This is a genomic window from Pseudarthrobacter sp. MDT1-40-2 (assembly GCF_059383595.1).
Window position 1 is genome coordinate 926,572 of record NZ_JBWZCL010000001.1, and the last position, 24,963, is coordinate 951,534.

Annotated in this window: 21 protein-coding genes and 1 pseudogene; 7 read left to right on the plus strand and 15 right to left on the minus strand. The window is 60.4% G+C overall.

Features of this window, described 5'->3' with window-relative positions; genetic code table 11:
* Nucleotides 1–2: 2 nt before the first annotated feature.
* Nucleotides 3–1,112: an alpha-ketoacid dehydrogenase subunit beta gene (locus tag AC50X5_RS04355; protein WP_494974862.1), complete on the minus strand. Its 1,110-nt coding sequence runs from the start codon at nt 1,110–1,112 to the stop codon at nt 3–5.
* Entirely contained in the window at nt 1,109–2,275 is a 1,167-nt protein-coding gene (gene pdhA, locus AC50X5_RS04360; protein WP_494974863.1) for a pyruvate dehydrogenase (acetyl-transferring) E1 component subunit alpha, read from the minus strand. The genes AC50X5_RS04355 and pdhA overlap by 4 nt, the downstream gene beginning before the upstream one ends.
* Nucleotides 2,276–2,434: 159 nt before the next feature.
* On the opposite strand from pdhA, the gene AC50X5_RS04365 reads away from it, so the two are divergent.
* From AC50X5_RS04365 to AC50X5_RS04385, 5 genes are all read left to right on the plus strand, one after another.
* Complete coding sequence (locus AC50X5_RS04365; protein ID WP_493984184.1) at nt 2,435–2,899, plus strand: Lrp/AsnC family transcriptional regulator; 465 nt, start codon at nt 2,435–2,437, stop codon at nt 2,897–2,899.
* A gap of 436 nt (nt 2,900–3,335) precedes the next feature.
* Nucleotides 3,336–5,042 carry a DUF4012 domain-containing protein gene (locus AC50X5_RS04370; protein WP_494974864.1) on the plus strand — a complete coding sequence of 569 codons (1,707 nt, stop codon included), beginning with the start codon at nt 3,336–3,338 and terminating at the stop codon, nt 5,040–5,042.
* Between the two features lie 297 nt (nt 5,043–5,339).
* Nucleotides 5,340–5,813, plus strand: a complete 474-nt coding sequence (locus AC50X5_RS04375; RefSeq protein ID WP_494974865.1) for an LPXTG cell wall anchor domain-containing protein — start codon at nt 5,340–5,342, stop codon at nt 5,811–5,813.
* Between the two features lie 327 nt (nt 5,814–6,140).
* Nucleotides 6,141–7,592, plus strand: coding sequence for a sugar transferase (locus tag AC50X5_RS04380; protein WP_494974866.1), 1,452 nt, complete (start codon nt 6,141–6,143; stop codon nt 7,590–7,592).
* 191 nt (nt 7,593–7,783) lie between these two features.
* Entirely contained in the window at nt 7,784–9,250 is a 1,467-nt protein-coding gene (locus AC50X5_RS04385) for a tyrosine-protein kinase domain-containing protein (RefSeq protein WP_494974867.1), read from the plus strand.
* Nucleotides 9,251–9,630: 380 nt separating this feature from the next.
* Here the strand turns inward: AC50X5_RS04385 and AC50X5_RS04390 are convergent, their stop codons facing one another.
* Genes AC50X5_RS04390 through AC50X5_RS04435 form a run of 10 tightly spaced genes read right to left on the minus strand, consistent with a single transcriptional unit; the run spans nt 9,631 to nt 20,050 of the window.
* Complete coding sequence (locus AC50X5_RS04390; RefSeq protein ID WP_494974868.1) at nt 9,631–10,917, minus strand: acyltransferase family protein; 1,287 nt, start codon at nt 10,915–10,917, stop codon at nt 9,631–9,633.
* Entirely contained in the window at nt 10,914–12,320 is a 1,407-nt protein-coding gene (locus AC50X5_RS04395; protein ID WP_494974869.1) for a hypothetical protein, read from the minus strand. Before AC50X5_RS04395 ends, AC50X5_RS04390 begins: the two co-directional genes overlap by 4 nt.
* Complete coding sequence (locus AC50X5_RS04400) at nt 12,305–13,411, minus strand: glycosyltransferase (protein WP_494974870.1); 1,107 nt, start codon at nt 13,409–13,411, stop codon at nt 12,305–12,307. The genes AC50X5_RS04395 and AC50X5_RS04400 overlap by 16 nt, the downstream gene beginning before the upstream one ends.
* Complete coding sequence (locus AC50X5_RS04405; RefSeq protein ID WP_494974871.1) at nt 13,408–14,601, minus strand: hypothetical protein; 1,194 nt, start codon at nt 14,599–14,601, stop codon at nt 13,408–13,410. Before AC50X5_RS04405 ends, AC50X5_RS04400 begins: the two co-directional genes overlap by 4 nt.
* Nucleotides 14,598–15,779, minus strand: a complete 1,182-nt coding sequence (locus tag AC50X5_RS04410; RefSeq protein WP_494974872.1) for a glycosyltransferase family protein — start codon at nt 15,777–15,779, stop codon at nt 14,598–14,600. Before AC50X5_RS04410 ends, AC50X5_RS04405 begins: the two co-directional genes overlap by 4 nt.
* A 10-nt stretch (nt 15,780–15,789) precedes the next feature.
* Nucleotides 15,790–16,323, minus strand: coding sequence for an acyltransferase (locus AC50X5_RS04415; protein ID WP_494974873.1), 534 nt, complete (start codon nt 16,321–16,323; stop codon nt 15,790–15,792).
* 45 nt (nt 16,324–16,368) lie between these two features.
* On the minus strand, nt 16,369–16,905 hold the full coding sequence (locus AC50X5_RS04420) for an acyltransferase (protein ID WP_494974874.1): 537 nt from the start codon (nt 16,903–16,905) through the stop codon (nt 16,369–16,371).
* A complete protein-coding gene (locus tag AC50X5_RS04425) occupies nt 16,902–18,059 on the minus strand; it encodes a glycosyltransferase (RefSeq protein ID WP_494974875.1) in 1,158 nt (385 codons plus the stop codon). Before AC50X5_RS04425 ends, AC50X5_RS04420 begins: the two co-directional genes overlap by 4 nt.
* Nucleotides 18,056–19,066, minus strand: a complete 1,011-nt coding sequence (locus tag AC50X5_RS04430) for a GDP-mannose 4,6-dehydratase (RefSeq protein WP_494974876.1) — start codon at nt 19,064–19,066, stop codon at nt 18,056–18,058. The genes AC50X5_RS04425 and AC50X5_RS04430 overlap by 4 nt, the downstream gene beginning before the upstream one ends.
* A gap of 3 nt (nt 19,067–19,069) precedes the next feature.
* On the minus strand, nt 19,070–20,050 hold the full coding sequence (locus tag AC50X5_RS04435; protein ID WP_494974877.1) for a GDP-mannose 4,6-dehydratase: 981 nt from the start codon (nt 20,048–20,050) through the stop codon (nt 19,070–19,072).
* Between the two features lie 313 nt (nt 20,051–20,363).
* On the opposite strand from AC50X5_RS04435, the pseudogene AC50X5_RS04440 reads away from it, so the two are divergent.
* Together AC50X5_RS04440 and AC50X5_RS04445 are read left to right on the plus strand one after the other, a co-directional pair.
* Nucleotides 20,364–20,687, plus strand: a pseudogene (locus AC50X5_RS04440) (VanZ family protein); the annotation flags it as partial.
* Between the two features lie 123 nt (nt 20,688–20,810).
* The gene (locus AC50X5_RS04445; RefSeq protein ID WP_494975226.1) at nt 20,811–21,869 is read left to right on the plus strand and encodes an LCP family protein; all 1,059 of its coding nucleotides are present in this window, start codon (nt 20,811–20,813) and stop codon (nt 21,867–21,869) included.
* Between the two features lie 99 nt (nt 21,870–21,968).
* On the opposite strand, the gene galE is transcribed toward AC50X5_RS04445, so the two are convergent.
* Genes galE through AC50X5_RS04460 form a run of 3 tightly spaced genes read right to left on the minus strand, consistent with a single transcriptional unit; the run spans nt 21,969 to nt 24,552 of the window.
* The gene (gene galE / locus AC50X5_RS04450; RefSeq protein ID WP_494974878.1) at nt 21,969–22,997 is read right to left on the minus strand and encodes a UDP-glucose 4-epimerase GalE; all 1,029 of its coding nucleotides are present in this window, start codon (nt 22,995–22,997) and stop codon (nt 21,969–21,971) included.
* Between the two features lie 55 nt (nt 22,998–23,052).
* Nucleotides 23,053–23,700 carry a NeuD/PglB/VioB family sugar acetyltransferase gene (locus AC50X5_RS04455; RefSeq protein WP_494974879.1) on the minus strand — a complete coding sequence of 216 codons (648 nt, stop codon included), beginning with the start codon at nt 23,698–23,700 and terminating at the stop codon, nt 23,053–23,055.
* Nucleotides 23,701–23,748: 48 nt separating this feature from the next.
* Nucleotides 23,749–24,552, minus strand: a complete 804-nt coding sequence (locus AC50X5_RS04460) for a polysaccharide biosynthesis protein (RefSeq protein ID WP_494974880.1) — start codon at nt 24,550–24,552, stop codon at nt 23,749–23,751.
* Between the last annotated feature and the right edge of the window lie 411 nt (nt 24,553–24,963).

A 24,963-nucleotide genomic window follows, 5' to 3' on the forward strand; every position in this document is an offset into this window, starting at 1 on the left:
GGTCAGTCTTCCCACTGGAGATCGTCAACGGCGTCGAGAATGCGATCGACGCCGGGCAGGTAATAGTGCTCGAGTTTGGGTGCAGGGTAGGGCACGTCAAAGCCTGTGACCCGCCGGATGGGGGCCGCCAGGTAGTGGAAGCTGCGTTCCTGTACCCGGGCCACAATTTCGGATGCCACGGACGCGAAGCCGTTCGCCTCGGCAATGACTACGGCCCGGCCGGTCTTGCGGACGGAGGCGGCCACGGTCTCGTCGTCGAAGGGGACGATGGTCCGGACGTCCACCACCTCAAGCGACCTGCCTTCGGCGGCGGCCGCTGCCGCCGCGGCCAGTGCCGTAGGCACCGAGGGTCCGTAGGCGATCAGCGTGGCATCGGTTCCAGCCCGAACCACAACCGCCGTCCCTTCGCTGGAGCGCCCTGCCGCCTTGTCTGCCTCATACTGCGAACGCAGCAGGTCCAGGTCCACGGGTTCCTTGGACCAGTACAGTTTCTTAGGCTCCATGAACACAACAGGGTCAGGGGAATCAATGGCTTCGCGCAGCATCCGGTAAGCGTCAGCAACCGTGGCGGGAGTGAACACCTTCAGGCCGGCGGTGTGGGCATAGTATGCCTCGGAGGAATCGCAGTGGTGCTCCACGCCGCCAATGCCGCCACCGTAGGGGACCCTGATGACCATGGGCAGCTTGACGGCGCCGCGGGTACGGTTGTGCATCTTGGCGACGTGGCTGAAGATCTGCTCAAAGGCAGGGTAGGCGAAGGCATCAAACTGCATCTCGACAACAGGGCGCATTCCGTTCATTGCCATGCCCACAGCCATGCCGACAATCCCGGACTCCGCCAGCGGCGTATCAAAGCAGCGCTGCTCCCCATACGCTGCGTTGAGGCCATCGGTGATGCGGAAGACGCCACCCAGTTTGCCAACGTCTTCGCCGAATACCAGCACCGTGGGATCGGCCGCCATGGCATCCATGAGGGCGGTGTTGAGCGCCTTTGCCATAGTTGCCTGCGGCTGCTTTGCCTCTGTGGTGGCAGCTGCCTTGGCTGCGGCGCGCGCAGTGGCGGCGCTGACGTTGCCGTTGGCCTCGGAAGAGGTGGTGATAGTGGTGCTCATCGTGCGTCCTCCTTGGCTGCGGCGTCCCGCACCAGTTCATCAGCGAGCAGGTCCGACTGCTCCCGAAGCTGCTGTGTGGGGTTCTCAAACACGTACCGGAACAGGTTCTGCGGATCGACCGATACTTCCTCGCTCAACCCGTCCCTGAGCTCGCGGGCAACGTCTTCGGCCTTCGCGGCGATTGCCTCTTCCGCCTCGTCATCGAGAAGGCCGCGTTCGCGCAGGTACGTTTGCATGCGGGCAACGGGGTCCTTGGCCAGCCACTGCGCGACCTCACTGTCCCGCCGGTAGCGAGTGGCGTCGTCGGCGTTGGTGTGAGCCTGCATCCGGTAGGTGTGGGCTTCCACCAGGAGCGGTCCGGATCCTTCCCGCGCCAGAGTTACTGCGCGGTCCAGGACGGCAAGCAGGGCCACCACGTCGTTCCCATCGACACGTTCTCCGGCCATGCCGTAACCAACGGCTTTGTGGGCCAACGACGGCGCCACGGACTGATGGGCCAGCGGCACCGAGATGGCGTACTGGTTGTTCTGGACAAAAAAGACGACGGGCAGGTGGAAGACCGCGGCGAAGTTCAGGGCCTCATGAAAGTCGCCCTCACTGGTAGCGCCGTCACCGCACATTGCCAACACCACCGTGTCCTCGCCTTTGAGCTTGGCTGCGTGGGCCACGCCGACTGCGTGAAGGAGTTGGGTGGTCAGCGGAGTGCACTGTGGTGCCACCTTGTGTTGGGTGGGGTCGTAACCGCCATGCCAGTCGCCACGAAAAATGGTCATGACCTGGACAGGGTCAACGCCCTTGGTCATGACGGCTACCGAGTCGCGGTACGTGGGGAACATCCAATCCCGCTCGTTGAGGCAGAGTGCTGCGGCAACCTGGCACGCCTCCTGGCCGTGGCTGGAGGGATAGACGGCCATTCGGCCCTGGCGCACCAGGGAGGAGTTCTGGTCATTGACCCGACGGCCGATGACAAGCCGCTCGTAGGCCGCCAGCAATTCGGCGTCATCCGGGAGGGCATATTCATGGCCGGGCTCTGTGCCCTGCCGTTCCTTCGGATTGAGCCGGCCGTCCTGGTCCACCATTTGAATGGGATGGCGGGCCGGGAGCATATAGTCCTCAACGGAGATCCCGAACTTCTGGACTACCTCGTGTGCGGAGACCGTCATTGGTCCACCTTCCTTAAGCCACTAGTTGCTTTCAGTATGGCCCTGGGAGCATTTTCGTATCCAGCCTTTGCGGAAATCGTGGAAGAGCTGCAGAAAAGAGCCTAATCTGAAAGACAAATCGCAAAAGTGACGCAGGTTACTGGCAGGAGATGTGGACGAATGAACGACACCGCGCTGGAGACTTCTTCGGCACCCCTTGACACTGTGGACCGCGCAATTATTTCCGAGCTGAAGAAGGACGGCAGGATGTCGGTTACGCAGCTGGCCGAGAACGTCCACATTTCCCGCGCACATGCCTATTCACGCATTGCCCGGCTGACAGGCGACGGAGTGATCACCCGCTTCACGGCGGTAGTGGACCCGATCAAGGCGGGCCTGCGGTCATCTGCCTATGTGACGTTGAAGGTGCAGCAGCACTCCTGGCGGGAACTCCGGGAGCAGCTGCGGCAGGTGCCCGAGGTGCATCACGTCGCGCTGGTAGGCGGTGACTTCGACGTCATCCTCTTAGTACGCGCCATAGACAACATCGACCTAAGGCGAGTCATTTTTGACCAGCTCCAGTCCATGCCGGGGGTTGTGGATACGCAGACGTTCCTGGTGTTTGAAGATGTTGAAGTGCGGTAAATCCTTGGCTTTAGCTTTATTACGGCCGCTCCGTGATGCCAGGTGAGTAGCAGCAGCTGCGTCGTGGCAAGATTAGTTCGTTTCGACCCCAAACAGTCCGTGCTGTAACGAGCAGTACGAGTGACTTGATTCATCATGCAGCGTTACCACAACCGGGCATTCCGGAGAAGGAATCAAGAATGCGAATCTCAGCCGTCTTTGTCCATTCCAGATTGTCGGGCCCCGGAAGTCGGGACGCAGAGGTTCGGTCCCATCACGGACTGGGATGCCTCGCCACATGAAAAATGAAGCTCAAAGTATCCACGCAGCAGCTTCCCGCAGCCGGCACACCAGACGCACCAATAAGAGAAGGCGTCTGCGCTGGTTCTTGGTTCTCCTTCTAACTGCAGTCACCCTGATCGGATGTGCTGGCTGGCTGGTGTTCCAGGCCCACAAATTGAACAGCAGTTTGCAGGCAGCGTCTCAGCTGGTGCCGCAGCTGAAAGTGGCGTTGCTTGACAATGATGCAGCCGCGGCGAACCTCTTGGTTGACAACCTGAAGTCCCAGACCGAGGAGGGACGTGCTGCAGGTACTGATCCCTTGTGGAGACTTGCAGGTGCCATACCCTGGGCGGGCGCCAATTTCGCGGCGGCCAGCGAGGTCGCGCTAGTAGCCGATGATGTAGCCCGATCGGGGATAGAACCTCTTGTAGGTGTTTCGCAATCAATCAACTGGTCCACACTCTTGCTGGACGACGGCGGCATAGACGTCGCACGGCTTGCTGCGGCAGGCCCGGCAGTATCTACTGCCGCCGACGCCGTCCGCCAATCCTCCGACCGGCTGGCCGCCATAGATACTGCCCCTCTGCTGCCTCAGATCTCCAAACCGCTCGTGGAGGTACAAGGCCAGTTGTCCGCAGCACGTGAAAATCTGGACGTCGCGGCCAATGCCGCCCAGGTTATTCCGGCCATGTTGGGGGATGGGGCTCCCCGCAACTACCTGCTCATGATTCAAAACAACGCAGAGACGCGCGCTACGGGAGGAATTCCCGGAGCTCTGGCTGTTCTTGCCGTTGACGGAGGCAGGATGACCCTGCAGGAACAAACCAGCGCAGTTGCAATCGGCAAGATGTCCCCTCAGATTCCGCTTGAACCGGCGCAGGAGCTGATTTACTCATCAAGCATGGGCAGCCTCATGCAGGACGTCAACATGACCCCTGATTTTCCGTCTGCAGCCCAAACTGCACTGGGCATGTGGGAACAAAAGTTTGGCAAAAGACTCGACGGCGTCCTGTCGGTGGATCCCGTTGCCCTGTCGTATTTGTTGGACGCCACAGGGCCTATAGCCGTCCCGGAGACAGAGTCCGTCGCTTTCAGCACGGGAGCTTTGCCCCGGGAATTGTCTGCCAGCAATGTCGTGGACACCCTCTTGTCAAGCGTTTACGCGCACGTCCAGGATCCTGCCCTGCAGGATGAGTACTTCGCTTCAGCCGCCCAAGCCGTTTTCCACGGTGTCACGTCAGGAAACGTCGACGCTGATAAGTTGGTTGCTGCGCTGCGCCTGGGCGCAGCTGAACGCCGGCTACTTTTGTGGTCTGGCCACTCAGACGAACAGTCAATCATCGAACGATATCCGTTAAGCGGGACTATCTCCGGACCGAGCAGCGACACTGCACAGTTCGGCGTCTACTTTAATGACGGTACGGGCGCAAAAATGGATTACTACGTCAAGCGAAGCGCTCAACTTATTGAGCAGTGTGGAACCGAAGGTAATAAAGAGATAGTGGTGCGGGTCACCAGTACTAACCACGCTCCCGCTGATGCGTCCGTGTCATTGCCTCCGTACGTAACCGGCGACGGTGTATTCGGAACTCCTGCCGGTCATGTCCAGACCAACGTAACCGTCTATGGTCCTGCCCTGTCCGACGTCGGGTCGGCATTCGCGGATGGTGCTCCTAAGGCGTTCTCAGCGCATCGGCACAAGGACCGCCCAGTAGGGACTGTGACCACCAGATTGGCCCCGGGGCAAAGCAGCACTGTTGAATTCACTTTTGTAAATATTCCCCGGCACTCAGTGTCAACTCTCAATTCGACACCTACTGTTCAACCTGCGGCTGACGTAATCATTGCTCCGCAAAGCGCGGAATGTAGTAAGGCTGAATAGTTAACATGAAATTAACGTCACAGAGGCCAAGTTGACTTTTGACAAGACTGTCAACCCTGCTAATCTCTGACTGAGCACTCAGCACAGATTCCGCCTTGGGATTTGGGGCGGCGAATTCTCCACAAAACTACATCACCCAAAAACACGGTCTCAGGGGGACTCTTGAAAAAATCTCTAGCAGCAGTTGCTCTAGCAGGATGTATTGGCCTTGCCGGTACAGTTCCGGCAGTTGCGTCACTACCTCAGTACCCAGGCACCCCCGATGTATGCGCGGTAGTCCTTTCGGGCACGGTTACGGTGGGCGTTCCCTTCAATCTTTCCGGCGAAACGTCCGGCGGCTGCTTCGCTCCCGGGGTGGCGCTTACGGTCACAGTGACCCTGAACAGCGCTCCGCAAGCCAGCGGCAGTGGAATGGCCGGCGGCCGCGCAGCGGCCGTTCCTGTCAGGATCGCAGCTCCTTTGTCCAATCAGACGCTGAGCGCCCAGGCCGACGGAAACGGTAACTATTCCGTTCCGGTAACCATTGACGAACCGGGCGAGTACACCCTGTCTGTCTCCGGCACTGGCGGATCTTACTCAACCGTGGTCAAGGCTGTGGCTCCGACCGTACCCGGAGTGGCCAACCCCGGGACGGCTACCACCGAGCTCGCAGAAACGGGCGCCGATTCGGGCATCATCCTCTGGTCACTCGTTGGTGCAGGCGCACTTGCTGTCGGTGCCACGTCTGTCCTGGTTGCCCGTCGTGGCTCCAAAACCGCGACGGATGCCTAACCGCTTTCACTAAACTGCCAAGAGGGTGGGTGGCGCTCCGTACATGGAGAACCACCCACCCTCGGACTTTAAGTTTTACCGGGACGTAACCCCGACCGCGGCCTGAAGACCCCCTTTTGAACAGTGGTCTCCCAAGCGAACAGGAACAGCGTCGGTACGCGTTGCGCTGGGGGAATTTCCCGCTGATCTGCTCCAGGGCAGTGGCCTGTCAACAGCAAGTTCGACATCTGAAGCAGACGGAGCGACGTGGGGCCGATCAGCCACAGAAGTGGCTGTAGCATTTCCGAGGGGGAACACACATTGGCAGCTTTAACAGAGAAAACCTTGATGAGGGAACCCTTGGGGAAATCGCTGGACTGGCGCACGCGTACTTTGCGTACCCTTAGTATTACTGACGCATTTGTCATCGCTTGGGCCTTATCAGGCGCCTACATACTTCGTTTTGGTCTGGACGAACAGGGCGCACTGAACAGTCGTCAGGACCAGTTGTACCTTTGGCTGTCAGCGGCGCTCGCCGTAGCCTGGTGGCTCCTGCTTGGTGCCTGGAACAGCAGGCAGAGCAGGCTCCTCGGCTCCGGCCCTGACGAGTATAAAAGGGTTGCCGCCGCCACCTTGTGGCTGTTCGGCCTCATCGCCGTTCTTTCCTACGTCTTCCGGGTGGATACTGCCCGGGGTTTTGTCGGCATCGCCTTTCCCACGGGACTCATCGGACTCATCACCGCCCGGTGGATCTGCCGCAAGTTGTTGACCCTGCATCGTCAGAACGGGCACAGCATGTCCCGGTTGCTCCTGGTAGGTGGCCCAGGCGCCGTTTCCCACCTGGCGGAAGGCCTCGAGGGGGCAAAAGAGGCCGGATATCTGCCTGTTGCTGCATACATGCCTGGCGCTAAAGAGGATGCCGGCGCTGCCTACGGCCTCAAACTTCCCGTGCTTGGTACGGATCCGTCGATGCCGGCCATCCTGGAAGCAATTAAGGATTCCCGGGCGGACACTGTGGCTGTCTCGGCGGGCGTTCACTTGAATCCACGAACCCTGCGCCAGCTCGGTTGGGAACTGGCAGCCCGGAACATCGGTCTCATCATGGCACCGGCTCTCACAGACATCGCCGGTCCCCGCATCCACATGCAGCCGGTAGCAGGGCTGCCCCTGATTCACGTCACCACTCCTTCCCTTGAAGGCGGACAACGCATTGCCAAGAGGTTGTTCGACATCACCTTCTCACTGCTTCTGATCATGGCTACCACCCCGCTAATGCTTGTGATAGCTCTCATGGTCAAGTTAGACAGCCGGGGACCCGTGCTGTTCCGGCAGGAACGCATCGGCAAGGAAGGAGAGGCCTTTCACATGCTGAAGTTCCGCTCCATGGTCGCCGACGCCGAAGCGGTCAAGGCCGGCCTTGCGGAGAAAAACGAAGGCAGCGGCGTCCTGTTCAAGATAAAGGACGACCCGCGGGTGACCCGTGTAGGAAGAGTGCTGAGAAAGTACAGCATGGACGAGCTCCCCCAACTGTTTAACATCCTGGCCGGTTCCATGAGCGTAGTGGGGCCAAGGCCCCCGCTCCCCCGGGAAGTGGCGGCTTACGAACAAAGTGTCCGCCGGCGCCTGTTGGTTAAGCCCGGGCTGACCGGCCTATGGCAGGTCAGCGGCAGGTCCGACCTTTCCTGGCAGGATTCCGTCCGGCTTGACCTGTATTACGTGGAAAATTGGTCACTCGCCGGTGATTTTGTCATCATCCTTCGGACGGTCCGTGCCGTCCTCGGTGGTTCCGGTGCCTACTGATACCCAGATACGAGCCGGGCGACGCTTCGTAACTCGGCTCCCGAACACCCTCTGCAATGACCGAAACCACCTCCTTCCGCGACCGGCCCCAACGCGCTCAGCAACATTTAGTTGGTGGGAGAACAACGCCGTAGACTATGGCAAAAGGCCGTTTTATGCGGTATCCCAGGGGAAATTAGGAAGGCCAATCTTTGGAACTGCGTGACTATATCCGGATTCTCCGGCGAAACTGGATTGTCATCGTGTGCTTCACACTCCTGGGCGTATTGGGTGCGGCGACATCCTCCGTGCTCACACGGCCTATCTACACCGCTGAGACCCAGCTGTTCGTAGCCATCCAGAATTCCGGATCCATCACCGAGCTCCAGCAAGGCAACACCTTCAGCCAGGCTCGGGTGCAGTCCTACGTCAAAACCGCAATTACTCCTGCCGTCCTGAGCCCGGTCATCGAAGAACTTGGCTTGGACCTCACCCCGCAGGAGTTAGCAGGCAAAGTCAGTGCAAGTGCCGAGAGCAGCACCGTACTGATCGCCATCGCGGTAAGCGATCCCTCAGCCTCCCAGGCAGCAGCCATCGCTCAGGCTGTCGCCAGCAGCTTGGCAACGACCGTCGAAAATCTCGAAAAGTCTGAGGACGAGGCCGCCTCTCCGGTGAAATTGTCGATTGTCACCCCGGCAGCCGTCCCTCAGTCGCCTTCCTCCCCAAATGCGCGTTTGAATATTCTGGTCGGTTTCCTGATCGGGCTTGCCCTGGGCCTGGGTGCAGCGATTCTTAGAACAGCACTGGACAACAAAGTCCGTGGCGAGGCGGATCTCCGCAAAGTTACTGACACCCCGATTCTTGGCGGCATAACCTTCGACAAAGACGCTGGCAGGAAGCCGCTTATCACTCAGGTTGCTCCTCAGAGCCATAGGGCTGAATCATTCCGCCAGCTTCGTACCAACATGCAGTTCGCCAACATCAGCAAAAAGTCCGGCGCGGTCATCGTCACTTCCTCCCTGCCGAGCGAGGGGAAAAGTACCACAGCCACCAATATCGCGATCGCCCTCTCCCAGGCTGGCCAGCGCGTAGCTCTGATTGATGCCGATCTCCGGCGTCCCACCGTCAGCGAGTACCTCGGACTGGACCGCAATGCGGGTCTGACCACTGCTCTCTTGGGCGATGTGGACGTTCACGACCTGCTGCAGCCTTGGGGTGAGGACCAGTTGTACGTCCTGACTTCCGGGCAGGTACCGCCCAACCCCAGCGAACTCCTCGGCTCTGATGCCATGTTGCGGTTGATTCGCCGGCTTGAGGACGCGTTCGACGCCGTCATCATCGATGCGCCCCCGTTGCTGCCCGTGACGGATGCCGCCGTGCTGTCACAGCACGTAGGCGGAGTCATCTTGGTGGTCAGTTGCCAATCAACCCGGCAGGCGGACTTGGCTAAATCTCTTGAATCCCTGGAATTGGTCGGGGCGAATGTCTTGGGTGCGGTTCTCAACAAGCTTCCCACTAAGGGCGCTGATGCGTACTCGTACTCGTACTACACCTACGAAAGCGCTGATGCGCCCAACAGCGACACCCGGCAAGTTGCCCGGCAATCAGATGCGGCCAACAGCGCCGGAGAGCTCCGTGCAGCAAGGCATGAAAAGGCACTTCCGTCTTTTAGAGCTTGACTCCCCCGCTGCTGGCAGCAATAACGGATACATGACTGATGACACCGCGGGAGTGGTCTTGTCAACAAACCCTTCAAAACTTCACGTGAATGAACCGTCGTTTCATTAACACAAGTTAACTTCACGAGAATTTAATGTCTGATTACTGGTTTTAAGAACTCGACTCTGTCGCCCCTGGAAGATACCGTCCGCCGGCTAACTGTCACCGCCGCCACCTTTTCCAGTAGAAAAGGCCCCGCCATGGCGGACCTGCTGCTGCAATCAAGCCGCGCTGGGCCATCACTTGCGCTTGATGGGCACCGCCGGCCGAGGCCTTAATCGTTACGGGCACGCACGCGGTAGCCAGCGGAGGGGTATTACTGTTCCACATAGCCAGCTGTTCAGTGGACGGCACCAACTTTTTCTGGCGGATTCTCAGTGGGCTGGACTGCCTGCCCTTTTTGTCGGCGCAGCCGCAGTGCCGGCTTCTCCACAAAATGGTAAGTGGCTGCGGCCAGAGCAATGGTTGGTACAGCCACGCAGAGGAGGTTGAAGGCCATTCCCCCCGGGTCATCAGCTGCGAAGAACCCTGTGCGAACGAACAGAAGCAAAACAGGGTAATGCCACAAATAGATACCCAGTGAGATGGTGCCGAGGTAATGCAGCGGCCTCGCGTCGATCATCCGCGCAAGGCGGGAAGTGCGGTTTTCCAGCGCCGGGAGAACCAGAACCAGGATGACTGCAGCTGAGGCCAGTGCCAGAGCCGTGGCGAGGTATCTGGACTGCAGGACGAAGGCCGCTGCTGAAGCCGCTGCAGACACAACGAAGACGAGCAGGGACCACCGTCTCAGCGCCGCGATACTGTATTTAGGCGTCGCACCACCCTGACGTCCCTGGTGTTTAGCGAGGACGAAGATGGTAGCAGCGAGCATGCCGAGGCCAAAGTTGTCCGCCCAAACCAGGAAGCTCCGCGACAGCACCGCTGTCCAGTTTGCTCCCCACTCAGCTGCCAGCGGATCCAGACCCCTGCTCTCCGACCAGCGTCCGGCTGCAAGCCTCGACAACATGCCCAGGGCAGCGAAGGACAGCGGCACTGCGAACGCCAGCACCCGGGCGGAAATCCTGGTCCGGTCGCGGAGGATAAAGGCCACCAGCATCACTGTTGGAAGCGCCACGTAGAAGGCAAGTTCCACGGTGAGCGTCCAGGCAGGATTCAAGCCGGTCTGCAGATACCCGGGAAAGTAGTTTTGGAGCAAAGAAAGGTGCAGCAATACGGTGGCGGGATCCGTCAGGGATCCGGTGCCATCATCGGTACGCGGTACGGAAGCCGCTGACGCGTTCTCCACGAACAATGCTTTGAAAACAAAGTTGGCCACCAGGAAGGCAGTGAGGTAGGCGGGAAATATACGCAGTGCCCGGTTGCTGAAGTAATCGGTAAGCCGCGGCATACCGACGCCGGTGAGGAGTCGGCTGACGAAGGGCATGTAAATGAAGAACCCGGAAAGCACGAAGAAAAACACGATAGCCTGCGCCAGGAGTCCCAGCCTCGTAGCCGCCAGAGTCTGTGGAGTCAACAACGCTCCGGAATGGGCGAGCAGCACCCCTAGGGCCAGCAGGCCCCTGGTGCCTTCCAGGCCGGCCAGGCGGGACCCTCCGGGGGCGGAACTCTTCCTGTGACGGGCGCTCATACGGTCATCACCTTCGGGGCCTGCCGTGTGCTTGAGGTTTTCTTATGGTCCGGCGCCTCAACGGGTGGTGCTGCAGGCTCATGGAAGGGAACAAGAAAAGCCATGAACATTGAAAAGACCATGGCGACAGGAGGAATAGTGACAACAGGGAAATCCAGTTGCAGCGCTACAAACACCAACCCGCAGAAACCGGCGCCCACCAGCCCCGGTCCCAGGTCCTTGGACCGCATGGTCCTGAAAGCCAAGACCACACCGATCAACAGGACCGCGCAGAACGCAAGGCCGGTGAGAATTCCACCCCTGTACACGGTCAGTAGGGGCGCATTCGCTACGTAGTTGGTCAGGAATGCCGCTTCACCGTCCCTGAACTCAATACGCCCCCACCCCAAGCCAAAAAACCAATGACCCTCCAGGTGGCGGGGAAAGTCTCGTAGGGCCGCCGCACGGGCTGTGGAGCCGGCATCGGAGCTGCCAAAGGATTCAAAGATCCTGCTTTGGACTTCGGGGACGGCAAAAAGGGCGGCACCGGCTGCGGCGCCCAGGCCCACCGTCTTCATACGGCCTCCCAGACGCATGTTCTGCATCGCCAGGAACAGCAAGAGGGCCACCACCGCCGAGAAGATTGCCGCCCGGCTCAAGGTAAGCGCCAGGGCAGGCAGCAGGGTCAGGAACGCCAGGACCAGCAACGGGCCACGGAGCAAAGCAACAGACAGGAACAGCGCAACGAAGAGGAACAGGCCGGCCGCGTTCGGATCGATGTAAGTACCCGTGAGCCTGACTGACTGCTCAGTGGCACCGAAAACAAAGCGGAGTGACTCTGCGCCTGAAAGATATCCGAAGGGTGCCAGGAACGCCAGGTACCGCCCGCTTTGGTCAAAGATGACCCCGAAAATGCCCAATACTGCCGATGCTATGGATCCGTATACGAAGAGCCGGCCGAACTGCCGGCGCTCCCGCCCGCTGAGTCGCAGCAGAGACAGCCCGGCGGTACTGGCAACCAGCCACTTGGCATACTCGATCATGTCGTAGCTGCTGGTGTAAGTGACTATCACAGAGATGGTGCTGAGGATGATGAGCACCAGTATCGCCCAGCCCAGCACGCCTCCCTGACCCGTTTTGCCCGGGCGCAAGAGCGCCGCAACACAGGTTCCGGCTCCAAGCATCAGCACCAGGGGGATCGACGTACCAGGGAGCACACCGAAGGGCAGAAAGGCCAGAACCAGGGCCGTGGTCCCGAAGACAACCATGGGCCTGGTTGCGGCGACATAGATGCCCCAGGGCAGAACCACCAATGCCAGGGCCATCATCCTCGCACCGGTGAAGGGGTCGGACACCAGGAACCCCGCCAGAAGCGTCAGGAGTCCAGCGGCCGCAAGCATGGCTTTGTTCAAGCGTTCAGCCACCTTTGCACAGTTGATTGGGGGGCTCCTGAATTCCACCGGGCTGCATTGAGTTCGTACATCCGGTCACCTTCGGCGGCAGCTGCCGAAGCGTCCAGGAGGAACTCGCGGCAGCGCTCCACAAATCCTTCCTTCGTGTCGAAGGTGGGGAGCTGGAAGACGGGGGCGAGGGAACCGACCGCCGGGCCCGTTCCAACCAACGGCAACCCGCGGCTCACCGAGTCCAGAATCTTCACGCGTACTCCCCCACCGGTCAGGATGGGAGCCACGAGTGCCCTGCAGGAGCCCAGCGTGGCCACAAGGTCGTCGGCGAACCCGACATCCGTCATCCCCGCCGGCAGTTCCACCTGTAGTTTTTCCTCGGACCGCTTGCCAACGACCAACAGTTCGGCGCCGGGGATGCCGCGGGCGATGTCCGGCCACCACTGAAGCAGAAGCTTGAATGCTTCCTGGTTCGGCGGCCAGGTACGGTCACCGAGGAAGACGAGGCGAGGCCCGGTGGCAGCGACGTTGATTTTTTCAGCCGGCGGCAGGGTGACGTCCAGCCAATGCACGCGCTGCGCTCCGTGTTTCAGGTAGGTCCGGGCTTCATCCTCATCGTAGGTACCTATGGCATGTGCTGCCATCCCTACCCGGAGTTCATCGCGCCAGATACGGCGGGCATCCAGCTTACCGATCAGTCCTCGGGTGGCCGTCCACACCAGCGACTCCGATATGACCGTATTGACCAGCAGCTTGGCGTCCGATCGATGGTGCCTTGACCGCAGGTAGGGTTCGGCCATGTACGAATGGTCGGCAATGAAAATGTCGGAGTTGATGCCGTTCAGGGCGTCAACATAGGCATCCACGTTGAACCGGGTATGTACCAGGCTCTTCCTGTCCCGGATGCTCCGCGCCGCAATTTTAGCCAGGCTCACCTCGGGCTTCTGAACACGCTGTATCCCGGGGGCAGTGGATGACTCATCGTAGGACAGGCAAAGTACGTCCACGGAGGCGGACTCGCGCGCAAGGTCCATCAGCAGGCGGGACAGGGTGAGGTCGCCGCCGTGTGTTGTGGTCGGATCCTTGGAGAGGAGAAATGTTGCCTTCTTCACGGGACGTGTTCCTTCACTGATTCAGGAGTTGTTGTCATGGGACTCAAGAGTTCGGGGTTTTTATGGACAGCACGGACATACCAAACGGCGAGGACCGCTTCAGCAACGCCTGCTGCAATTGCCGCACCGGCCGCACCGAGTGGAGCCAGGACGGCAATGAGAACCAGCTTAATGATGACCGCCACGCCGCCGCCCAGTACGCGTGCCCGATCCCGGCCCTGGACGTACATGATGGTTGTCATCACCATTACGACGCACCGGAGCGCTGTGAACGCCCCCAGGATCATCAGCGTGGTGGCGACCTCAGGGGCCAGGCCGGTGGCCGAAAGAACCAGGCCCGCGGCCAGCACCGAAGAACCGAAAAGACCCGCAATGATGCCGATGGTGCGTCCGCCGGGACCGGCTGACGGGTGTCCTCCGGCCGTTCTGAGGGCCCCGTGGTAAGTGTGGGCGTGCATCTGCGCAAACGACGCAACGGCGAGAACCACGATGGACGCAACCGAGTAGTACCCCACCACGGTGTTGTTGGTCAGCAGGCCAAGCAGGAGGATATCGCCCTGGATGTGAAGCGCAACGATCAGGGCGTCGGTCCACAGTAAGGACCACTCCTTGAGTTTCCCGGGCCACGCCGGCCGGTATCCCCGAACGGTCAGAAGGGATACCACCACGACGGGAGCATACGGAACCAGGTAGGCAAGGCAAACGGCCTCAATTGATTGCCCCGGTATCAGCCACATGGCCAAAGCTCCCGCGGCAACGGCAGCCCCCTGCCGGTAAACGTCCCAACGCATCACGATGTTCGGATGCCCGCTACGAAGAGACTGGCTCTTAACGGCGTTGAAGGCAATCTCGCCACCGGCAACAATCAAACCGAAGCCGAGGGCAAAGACGTGGGTGTAGAGGAGGCAGCCGGCAACAACCAGGAAAGTGCCAAGGAGGGCCCGCGCAGTCCGCTCGGTATTATGCTCGGCATCGCTGCCCCGGAGGGAACGGACCAGAAAGGGATTATCCAGCGGTGCCGCGATGATCGCGGCGAAGGAAAAGGCCATGGCGTACAGTCCATAATCCGCAATTCCCACATGCACGATGAGCGCCGTGGTCCAGGCAAGACCCAGGGACCTGCCCATAACGATCCAGGCGGAAGCCGAACCGGCTTTCAGCAGGTTGGCACCCAGCACCCTTCGGATCATTCCTTCGCCCCCCGGCTGAGTCCTGCAACCGGACGGCTGGATGCCATACTTCCGGATCCGTGGATCCTGCCGCCATGCTGATCCGCGGAGCCGATGGCGCCGACCCAACCGGCCAGGAACATCCGGGTCACGCTTTCCGCTGACCACTTGTCCTTCAGCACCCCGGTTCCGGCCTCCAAAACAGTCAGCCGGTCCGCGTCCCGCAGTACAGTGTTGGCCACCTGGCACAGTTCATATGTGCCCCCGTCCACCACGACCGCTCCGCCGTCGGCATCCAACTCCCGCAACGAGCCATAGGCCCGTGCGAGGACAGGCGTGCCGTACGCGATGGACCGGGTCACCGTGCTTGCCGCCGGGAAGGCCTCGCGGCCGTAGGACAGCCGCCCGCCGTAGGGGACCATCAGCATACGGATCGAGTTGAAGAAGGCGTCTTCTTCAGGGCCATTGACCTCACCCAGAATCTCGACGCCGGGCATCGCCTCGAGCTTCTCGGTGCCCCTGCCTGCCACCCTGATGATGATTTCGTCGTCGAGCGCTTCGCGCAGGGCCTGGAGACCGTCAAAACCCTTGCCGCGATACACGTAGCCGAAAAGTCCTACGGCGAGCGGCCGCCGGGCCACTGGATCCAAAGCCGGGCGCGACGGCACGATCAGGGCGGCGGGCACAACTGTCGACCGCCGCATGACCTCACGCAACTTCCGGGCACCGAGCGAACTCAAGGTGAACAGTGTCCTGGAAGTGTTCGCCCAGGCCTCCAGCCGGGGCGTCAGGCGGCTGAGCGGCAGGTGGATGCCGTGGTTCAGGACGCGCGAGCGTGCAGCAAGGCGGGTCCTGAACGGCCACCAGACGGCGTACGGCGGATCATGGACAGTAGCAGTCACTACGACCCCGCGCAGCCCCAGTGTGGCCCAGAACGGAGTAACTGCGCCTCCACTTTGTTCGGAGTGCACGATGGTAGGCACGTCAGGCTCTTCGTCGATAAGCCTTCGGAGGTTCCGGCGGTGGCGGATGATGTCACGCAGGGTGTCATCACCAGGACCTCCATGCCGGTACTCGCGCACCTGGGCAAAGTGCGGCGAGACGGCAGCGACGAAATCATCTGCGTAGTCGCCTACGCCGCTGGTTCCCGAATGCGGAGCAAGATGGATAAGGCGGTAGCCCGAAAGGATGTCGGTCACGGCGTCCCGCTTAGAAGAACAGGGGCCGGTAGGAGGGATCGTATGTCAGCGCGGATTCACGCTGTCCGCGGACTTGCGCCGGGATCCCGGCCACGATGGCCATATCGGGTACATCTTTGCGGACCAGGGAGCCTGCTCCCACCACTACGCCTTTACCCAGGGTAACGTCCGGCAGCACGGTGGCGCGGCTGGCGATCCAGGAGAACGCCCCTACGGTGATGGGCAGCAGGACGTAGTCGAAGGTGTCCGAGTCCGGCAGGTGGGTTCCCGTAATGAAGTGCACATCACTGGCCACCACGGTGTTGTCGCCGATTGTCAGGCCTCCTCGGGCATCCAGCATGCAGCGGAAGCCAATGCCTACGCTGTTGCCGATGACAAGATTGCGGATACTCAGCACAGTGGTTCCCCGGAAGACGCTGCTGCCTGCCCCGATCTTCGCGCCCCACAGTCGCAGGGCGGCCAGGCGGAACGCATGCGAGGGCACATGGGTGGCAAAAAAATTGTAGAAAATGACGCCAATGCGGTCCCAGGCCTTGGTCAACACGAGGGTGCTCCTTGATGGTGCTTGTGGTTGGTTGTGGGTGCCCTGTTAGAAGAACAGCGGCTTGTACTTGGGCCGGTAGTCCAGGGAAGAGTTTCGTTGGCCACGTACCTGGGCAGGTACGCCGGCCACGATATCCATAGGGGCAACGTCCTTCCGTACCAGAGAGCACGCCCCGACGATCGCTCCCCTGCCCAATGTCACCCCGCCCAGGATGGTGGAGCGGCTGGCAATCCAGACATGATCCCCCACCGAGGTGGGCGTTGTCACCGCAGCGAAATCATCCGAGTTGGGTTCGTGGTGCGCTGTGATGAATTGGGTATCGCTGGCGATCACAACGTTGTTCCCGATGCTCAGGCCCCCTCTGGCATCCAGGAGGCACCGGAAACTGATGACGCAAGCCTCACCGATCTTCAGGCTGCGGATTCCCAGCACGGTGGTTCCCCGAAACACTGCCGAATCCTTGCCGATCTCGGCACCGAAGAGACGCAGGAATCCGGTTCTGGCTGCATGTGAAGGCACATGGGTCACCACGAAGTTGTAGAGCACGACGCCGGCGTGGTCCAGTACATTGCCCAGCTTCATGATCTGCCTCTCATAGTTTCTTCCTGCCGGCCCCTGGATGCACCGTCGGCCTGGCCACCTGAAGCGATCCAGGAGGTGATATTTTCCCTGAATACCTGCCTGTCGAAGTCCCAGGCCCGGTCGCGGCATGCTTTGGCATCGATTCCGGCCGCGGCTTCAATGGCCGCCTTGAATTCCGCTCCGCTGAAGTCTTCCAGCAGGTGACCCGTGACGCCGTCGACCACTGTCTCTGAGGCGCCGCCCACCCGCGCTGCGATCACGGGGGTGCCTGTTGCCATGGCTTCGACCGGCATAATCCCGAAGTCCTCGACGGGAGGAAAAACGTAGACAAGGGCGCGACGGTAAAGCTCACGAAGGAGCTTGTGCGACGGCCGGTCAACGAAGGTTACCAGTCCGGGGTTTTGGGCTGCCCGTGCCTGGAGCGCGCCCATCTCGGGTCCATTCCCCGCCAGGACCACCTGGACCTTGGCTGCTGCGCCAGCTGCGATCACCAGGTCAAGGCGTTTGTAGGGGATAAAGCGCGAGGCCCCCAGAATGAAAGTCTCGGGAAGTCCGGCAAGGATGACTTCTTCTTCCGGAGTAAAACCGCCGCTTTCTTCTGTGTCGAAATCGCCGACGTTGACAGGCGGATAGATCACAGTGCTTTCACGATCCCAGGTCTCAGCGATCCGCTGGCTGACGAAGCTGCTGATCCCGGCAATTGCCGTAGCTTCCCCGGCGCGTTTGCGGTCCAAAGATTTGAGGGGAACAGATGCCACCCGGACGGGAAAGGACGTCCCCCGGGCATCCATTTGCGGTGTCCAGATGTACCGGGCCGGTGTGTAGGCGTACACAAACTTCGGTGCAGACCGGGCAGGCCCTGAAAAACGCGCGTGGTGGGCGAAAAGATGCGAGCTGCACAGCACCCACTCGGCGTCGCTGTAGCCCAGGGACCGCCAGGTGGCCGGCATAAACGGCAGCGCAGCAGCCTTGGACTTGCGCAACGGAGTCCGGGCCAGCCAAGTCTCGGATATCCGATCTGCCGGGAAGCGCCCGGGAGCGTTATCCCAGAGGCACTTTATTGGTGCATCCGGGAACGCCAGGGCGATCTCCTCCATGACTTTTTCCGCACCTCCGTGCGGTTCAAGCCATTCGTGGACGATGTATCCGGTCATCGGTTGGTCTCCTCTGTGGCGCTGTCCGCGTCGGCAGACAGGAGATCTGCATCGTGCCGTGTCATTCGGGCCACAATCTCATCGAATTTCACTGTCGGTTTCCACCCGAGGACATCGTGGGCCTTGGTGTAGTCCCCACACATCTGGGTGGCATCAGCCGGCCGGACAAAGCGTTGATCCACGAAGACGTGCTTTTCCCAATCCCCGATGTCCACCGCTGCAAAAGCTGCTGCCACAAAGTCACGAACCGAATGGGATTGACCGGTCGCTATCACGTAGTCGCCTGCCGCGTCCTGGTTGGCCATGCGGATCATCGCATCTACAAAATCCGGTGCCCAACCCCAGTCACGACGCGCTTCCAGGTTGCCCAGACCAAGACGTTCGGTTGAACCGGCGGCGATAGCGGCCACCTGCGCCGTAATTTTCCGGGTCACAAAATTCAACGGCCGACGCGGCGATTCATGGTTATACAGAATGGCGGACGAAGCGGCTAAACCACGGGCACGATAAATCCCGGTCATTGTATGGGCATAGGCCTTGGCGGCACCGTAGGGATTGACAGGGCGCACCGCCGTCTGCTCATTCTGGGGTGAGTCCACGGGATCACCGAAGATTTCGGCGCTTGACGCCTGGATGAACGTGACGGGCCGGCCGGAGCTCTCCTGAAGAGCGAGCGCTCCGTCCAGCATTGCCGCTACCGCCGTTCCACAAACCTGCGCAGTCATGGCCGGCTCGCTCCAGGACCGCGCCACGGAGCTGATACCGCCGAGGTTGAACACGACGTCGGGTTCAACGTCTGCGATAACTGCACCGAGTGTTGCGGGCTGGGCGAGGTCGCCCTGACGGACATGGATGCGCCCGTCAGCGGCCTCTGATCCCTCCGACCCCGGGCGGACCAGGGCATGAACCTCCCAGCCGTCTTTCAACAACTGATCAGCCAGGTAGCTGCCGTCCTGTCCTGTGATTCCCGTAACGAAGGCCCGGCGGCCGGAGTTGATCGGCGGCATGGCTCAGACAAGAACCTTCTGCCCGGCGAGGTCGTGCTCGACCATCATCGAGACAAGTTCGGGGAAGGAGACCGTGGGATTCCAGCCGAGCTTTTCGCGTGCCTTGGACGGGTCACCGATCAGCAGGTCAACCTCTGCGGGGCGCATGAAGCGCGGATCCTGGCGGACGTACTTGCTCCAGTCATCGATGTCGACGGCTGCGAAGGCGACGTCCAGCAGTTCCTTGATGGAGTGTGTCTCGCCGGTGGCGATGACGTAGTCATCGGCAGTGGGCTGCTGCAGCATGCGCCACATGGCATCCACGTAGTCGCCGGCGAAGCCCCAGTCACGCTGGGCATCGAGGTTGCCCAGAACCAGTTCATCCTGCAAGCCCAGCTTGATCCGGGCTACGGCGCGGGTGACCTTGCGGGTTACGAACTCGGGTCCACGGCGGGGGGACTCGTGGTTGAAGAGGATGCCGCTGGAGGCGTGCATGCCGTAGGACTCTCGGTAGTTGATGGTCATGTAGTGGCCGAAGACCTTGGCAACTCCATAGGGAGACCGCGGCCACAGGAGCGTGGACTCCCGCTGCGGGACGTCCTGAACCTTGCCGTACATCTCGGAGGAGGAGGCCTGGTAAAAACGGACCTTGTCGATGTCCGAGCCGGCGTAGAGCCTTGTTGCTTCCAGGATGTTCAACACGCCCTTGCCGGTGACATCGCTGGTCATGGAGGCGTTTTCCCATGAGTAAGCGACGAAGGAGATAGCACCGAGGTTATAGATCTCATCAGGCTGGGCGATCTCCAGCACGCGGGTCAGGCTCGCCATATCTTGGAGGTCTCCGGTCAGGATTTTTACCTGCGGAACGATCTGGTTGACCAGCTCAATCTTGGGGTTGTTCTGACCACGTACCAGGCCAAAGACCTCATAGCCCTTGGAAAGCAGCAATTCGGCGAGGTAGAGGCCGTCCTGGCCTGTGATGCCGGTGATGAGCGCGCGAGGCATAGTTCTCCTTCTGACAGGGCAATTTGCGAGATCGGTGATAGGTGTTAGGTTCCCGTGCGCTCCGATAGCGGAACTCGGCGAAACATCAATCCAAATAGTAGGGCCACCGCTAAGTGACTAAAGAATCTTGTCTATAGTATGACCTGTGTAAATTGCGGTGAAGTAAATTCTTTGCTGGTTCAGTATGAAGTCTTGACACATGCGCGAACGAAGTGTCACAACGTCACTTCTTTCCTTGGCGGCCGTGTTAGTCTTTCTCGTTTACGTCACCTCAGGAAGGGTGCGCATGTACCTGTGGTCCAGGGGGAATGCCATGTCCCCGGGACCCGGAAAACAGCTGCTGTTTCCCTTTCTGTTGATTCTTGCTCTCATTGGGTTTTGGCCTTCTCCTGTTGACAAGCCTGCGGCCGGGCTGCTTGCTGACGTTCTTTCTTTCCTGCACCGCGCAGGCTTTCCTGCTTGGTTCGACTATGGATTGCTCGAAGCATCGGCCAACTTCTATCTCTACATTCCGCTGGGGTTCCTGCTGGCGCATTTGTTTCCGGGCCGCCAGCGGTGGCCGGTCGGTGCAGCGCTGGGCTTCCTTACCTCCGCCTGCATCGAACTGGGGCAACTGTTTTTTTTGGCAGAGAGATTTCCGAGCCTCCTGGATATCTTGATGAATGGCCTTGGTGCGGTAGCAGGTATCGCCCTGATGGTCGCAGGGGAAAAGATCAGTCGAAGTGATAATGTTCACGTCGATAACCGCTCTAAGGATGAAATGACGCTTACGCCAGATATCCAGGAACAACCCGTCCGCCGTACTCGTCGGAGGCGTCGGCGTCGTTCACCCCGGAACAAGGGCAGGAAAGTACTGATCGGCGCAGGTGTTCTGGTTCTTGCCGCCGCGCTGGTGGCAGGCTCCTACCTCTACCATCTGGCCCAGACGTTCGATTCCGGGACCGGAAAAATCAAGGCTGCATTTCCCGCCGAAGAACTTCGTCCTCACCCCGACACCGCGGCCATGAATATTCTCATCATGGGCAGTGACAGCAGGGAAGACCCAAAGTTGGACTTCAACCTGGATACTGCCAGCGATCAGCGTGCAGATTCCTTGATTCTTGTGCACATTCCGGCGGACCGGCAGCACGTCTACAGCGTCTCGCTGATGCGGGATCTCTGGGTAGATATTCCGGGACATGGAGATGCGAAAATCAACGCCGCACTGGCCCTGGGCGGAGTTCCGCTGATGGTCCAGACCGTCGAATCCGTCCTTGAACAGCGGATTGATCACGTCGCCTTGGTGGACTTCGAGAGCTTCAAGGGCCTGACAGACGCCCTTGGAGGCGTAGAAGTTCAAGTGGAGGTGCCTTTCGTAAGTTCTGCTCCTGGCGCCCACGCCTTCAAAACCGGAACCAATTCTCTGAACGGGGCCGAAGCTCTGGCCTTTGTCCGGGAGCGCTATGCCTTCCCGGACGGGGACTATCAGCGGGTCCGCAACCAGCAGGCCTACCTGAAGGGTGTTCTCAGCAAGGCCGCCACCCCCGCAACTGCGCTGAATCCGATCAGGGTCAGCAACATGCTCGGCGCAGTGGCTCCTTATATGGTGGTCGACGAGGAGCTGGACTCCACTACCCTTGCGCGGTTGGCGTTCGAACTCAAGGATGTCCGGCCCAACGACTCGATTATGTTTACGCTACCCACCATGGGCACGGGAGTCTCGCCTGACGGGCAATCCATCGTCCTGCGGGATGATCAGGCCACATTGGACGTCCGGACCGCGCTCTCAGCCGGAACCCTTGATGGCTACCTGGCCGCACACCCCCAACTTCTTCATTAGCCAGGACTTGGAAAGCCAGACCCGTTCAGCGGTAATGCCAACCGCGTACGTCTGTAACCCTTCGCGCCGAGCAGAGGAATCGTGACTAGCGGAAAAGTGCTAGCCAGCCGATGCGGGAGAGGCATATCCCAAGGGGTTTGTGCTTTGCCAGCGCCAGTGGTCCTGACACATCTCAACGAGGCTCTTCTGAGCGGACCAGCCGAGGTCTTTCAAAGCGGCTGACGGGTCTGCGTAGCTGGTTGCTGCGTCGCCTGGACGCCTGTCAGCGAACTCGAATGGGATCTGCCGGCCCACCACGTCACTGAACGCCTGGATGACTTCCAGGACGGAGGAACCCCTGCCGGTGCCGAGGTTCCACCGGAAGACTCCAGTAACATTCTTCAGGTACTGCAGGGCAGCGAGGTGCCCGGCTGCGAGGTCAACGACGTGGACGTAGTCGCGTACTCCGGTGCCGTCCGGCGTCGGGTAGTCCTTTCCGAACACACTGACCTTGTCGCGGCGTCCGACCGCCACCTGAGCCACGAACGGAACCAGATTATTGGGAATCCCACGGGGATCTTCGCCGATGAGACCGGATTCATGAGCACCTACGGGGTTGAAGTACCGGAGCAGCGCAATGCTCCACCCGGTCTCGGCGGCTCCAAGATCGGACAGGATGTCCTCGATCTGTTCCTTGGTGCGTCCATACGGGTTCGTGGCGTCGAGGGATACCTCCTCGTGCAGGGGAACCTCCTCGGAGGCTCCGTAGACCGTTGCTGAGGAGCTGAACACCAGTGTACGGACGCCGGCGGCCTCCATGGCGTCGAGCAGGTTGAGAGTTCCCACCACGTTGTTCCGGTAGTACATCAGTGGCTTCTCCACCGACTCTCCTACAGCCTTCAAGCCCGCAAAGTGAATCACGGCATCAAGCTGCTCTGTGGCGAACACTCCCTCCAGCGCGGCAGGATCGAGCAGGTCCACGCACCTGAAGTCGACGGTGCGTCCAGTGAGCTTCTGCACCCGTTCCAGCGACTCACGCTTGGAGTTTAGAAGGTTGTCCAGCACCACAACGTCGTGGCCCTGTTCCAGAAGGCAGAGGGTGGTGTGGGAACCGATATAGCCGGCGCCGCCGGTGACTAGAACCTTCATGTTTTTGAGCCTAGAGGATTCGGGCTGATGAAGTGGAATTGGGAGGACTCGGGTGTCATCTCGCCGGAACACCCTTCACGACTAAGTTCGCACCGATGTCGTGGGTCACCACCGCACCCGCCCCTACGGTGGTCTCACGACCTACCGTCAGCCCTTGGAGGACAACTGCTCCAGCCCCTATGAGGCAGGCATGGTCGACTGCAGTATTACCGGATATCACCGCGCCAGGATTGATGGATACGTAGTCTGCGAGTGTAGCGTCATGGCCAATAATGGCGCCCGGGTTCAGATGCACATGACGACCAACGCCGACGTTTGTTGAGATCTGCACGCCGGAACAAACGACGCTTCCCTCCCCAAGCCGTACCCTGGAGCCCAACACCGCGGATGGATGAACGACTGTCTCCGGCTGCAACCACGCCACTGTTTCAAGAAGTGCACAGATTTTCTGCCGCGTGGCGGGATTCCCCACCGCCACGATGTACGCCGCGGGCCGACGTCCTGAAATCCAGTCCGACAACGTTCCGAGATAGCTTTGACCGGCGTCGGCTAGCCTGGTGAGGGCTTCAGAGTTCGGGTCGTCATCGAGTACTCCCAGCACGTTGTACGCCGGCGACTCAGCGCTTCGGTTGATCGCGTCCAGAACATCGAGCACCTCACGGCCGAACCCACCGCCGCCTATTACCACCACCGGTTTAGTCATGTTGCCTTCCCTTCAGCTTTTCTCATCTTTGCTGCTCCACGTGCGGCCTTACCGCTGCCTGGCGTGACGGGGGGCCAGCAACGGGGCATCATCCCGAGCACTGAACCGAGCTTTCAAAACATAAGAGGCCCACAACCCGCCAACCACCATGACCACTACCCGGGCCAAGCAGCAACCCACTGCCCCTAACAGGAAGGATCCGCCCACGTAGGCGATGGTCGCGAAAACACCAGTGATTCCTGCAACACATCCAGCTTCCCCCAGCCACCCTGCCCCAATCATGCCCCTGGTACTCACCACGAGCATGGCGTATCCGAGCTCTGACGCGGCCACTATCAGGACGAACGTGGGCGCCAGAGCAAACTCCTCTCCGAATACAGGCACAGCCAGCAGTGCCACGGCTACTACCAACACCACAGCTACAGCTGCGCTGGCAGCCACAGAGGTCCACTGCAACCGCACCGAGGACCGCCATCCGGCGCCCTCTGCTGCGCGATGCGTTGCCAGTTGCGAAATTGCCGTGGGAGCCAGCCGTATACCTTCGGCCAAAGTGACCGCCAGTGCATAGACGGCGATCAGGGACGGCGGGATGAAAAAGCCCAGAATCAGGCGGTCCATCCGGGTGATAAGAGCGTACCCAATCGGCAGCCCCATGCTGCGGAAGCCTTGCGCCAGCAGCTGCACGCCCTCCCGCAGTGGCACGCCTAGATTCAGCGCGAGGAACGCGGCCTTCCTCCGGCCGACCACCGCTATTCCTATGACAACAAGTGTCCCGACGGCCTGTACGGCAACCATGGACCCGGCGGTGGGCAGCAACAGACCGACTACCAAAACACCTGCAAGTCCGGTCACTGCAGATAATCCCGCCCACGTGGATCCGGCTTGAAATAGCCCGGCAGCGAAATATGCCTCTGTGACCTGCAGCAGCAGTACCTGTGACACAGCTGCCGCAGCAGTTGCCACGACAAGGCCAGGGGAAGCCAGATCGATGCCGGTGAATCGAGCAAAAAGCAGGCATGCCATGATGGATAAAAAAGCGGCACATGCCGCAGTCCAGAGGGAGACGCTTCCGTAAACTCTTGCCAGATTCCTTTGGTCGACGGGTTCAAGTTGCGGCCACTCGGAGCGCAAAACGTTCCCCGTTCCGCCGGCACATAGGGCACTTGTAAGCGCCGCGATGGTCAGGGACAGGACCATGACGCCCCGCTCGTCAACTGGCAGCAACTTCGTCGCCAACAGGGCGGCTCCAGCATTGGCCGCGAG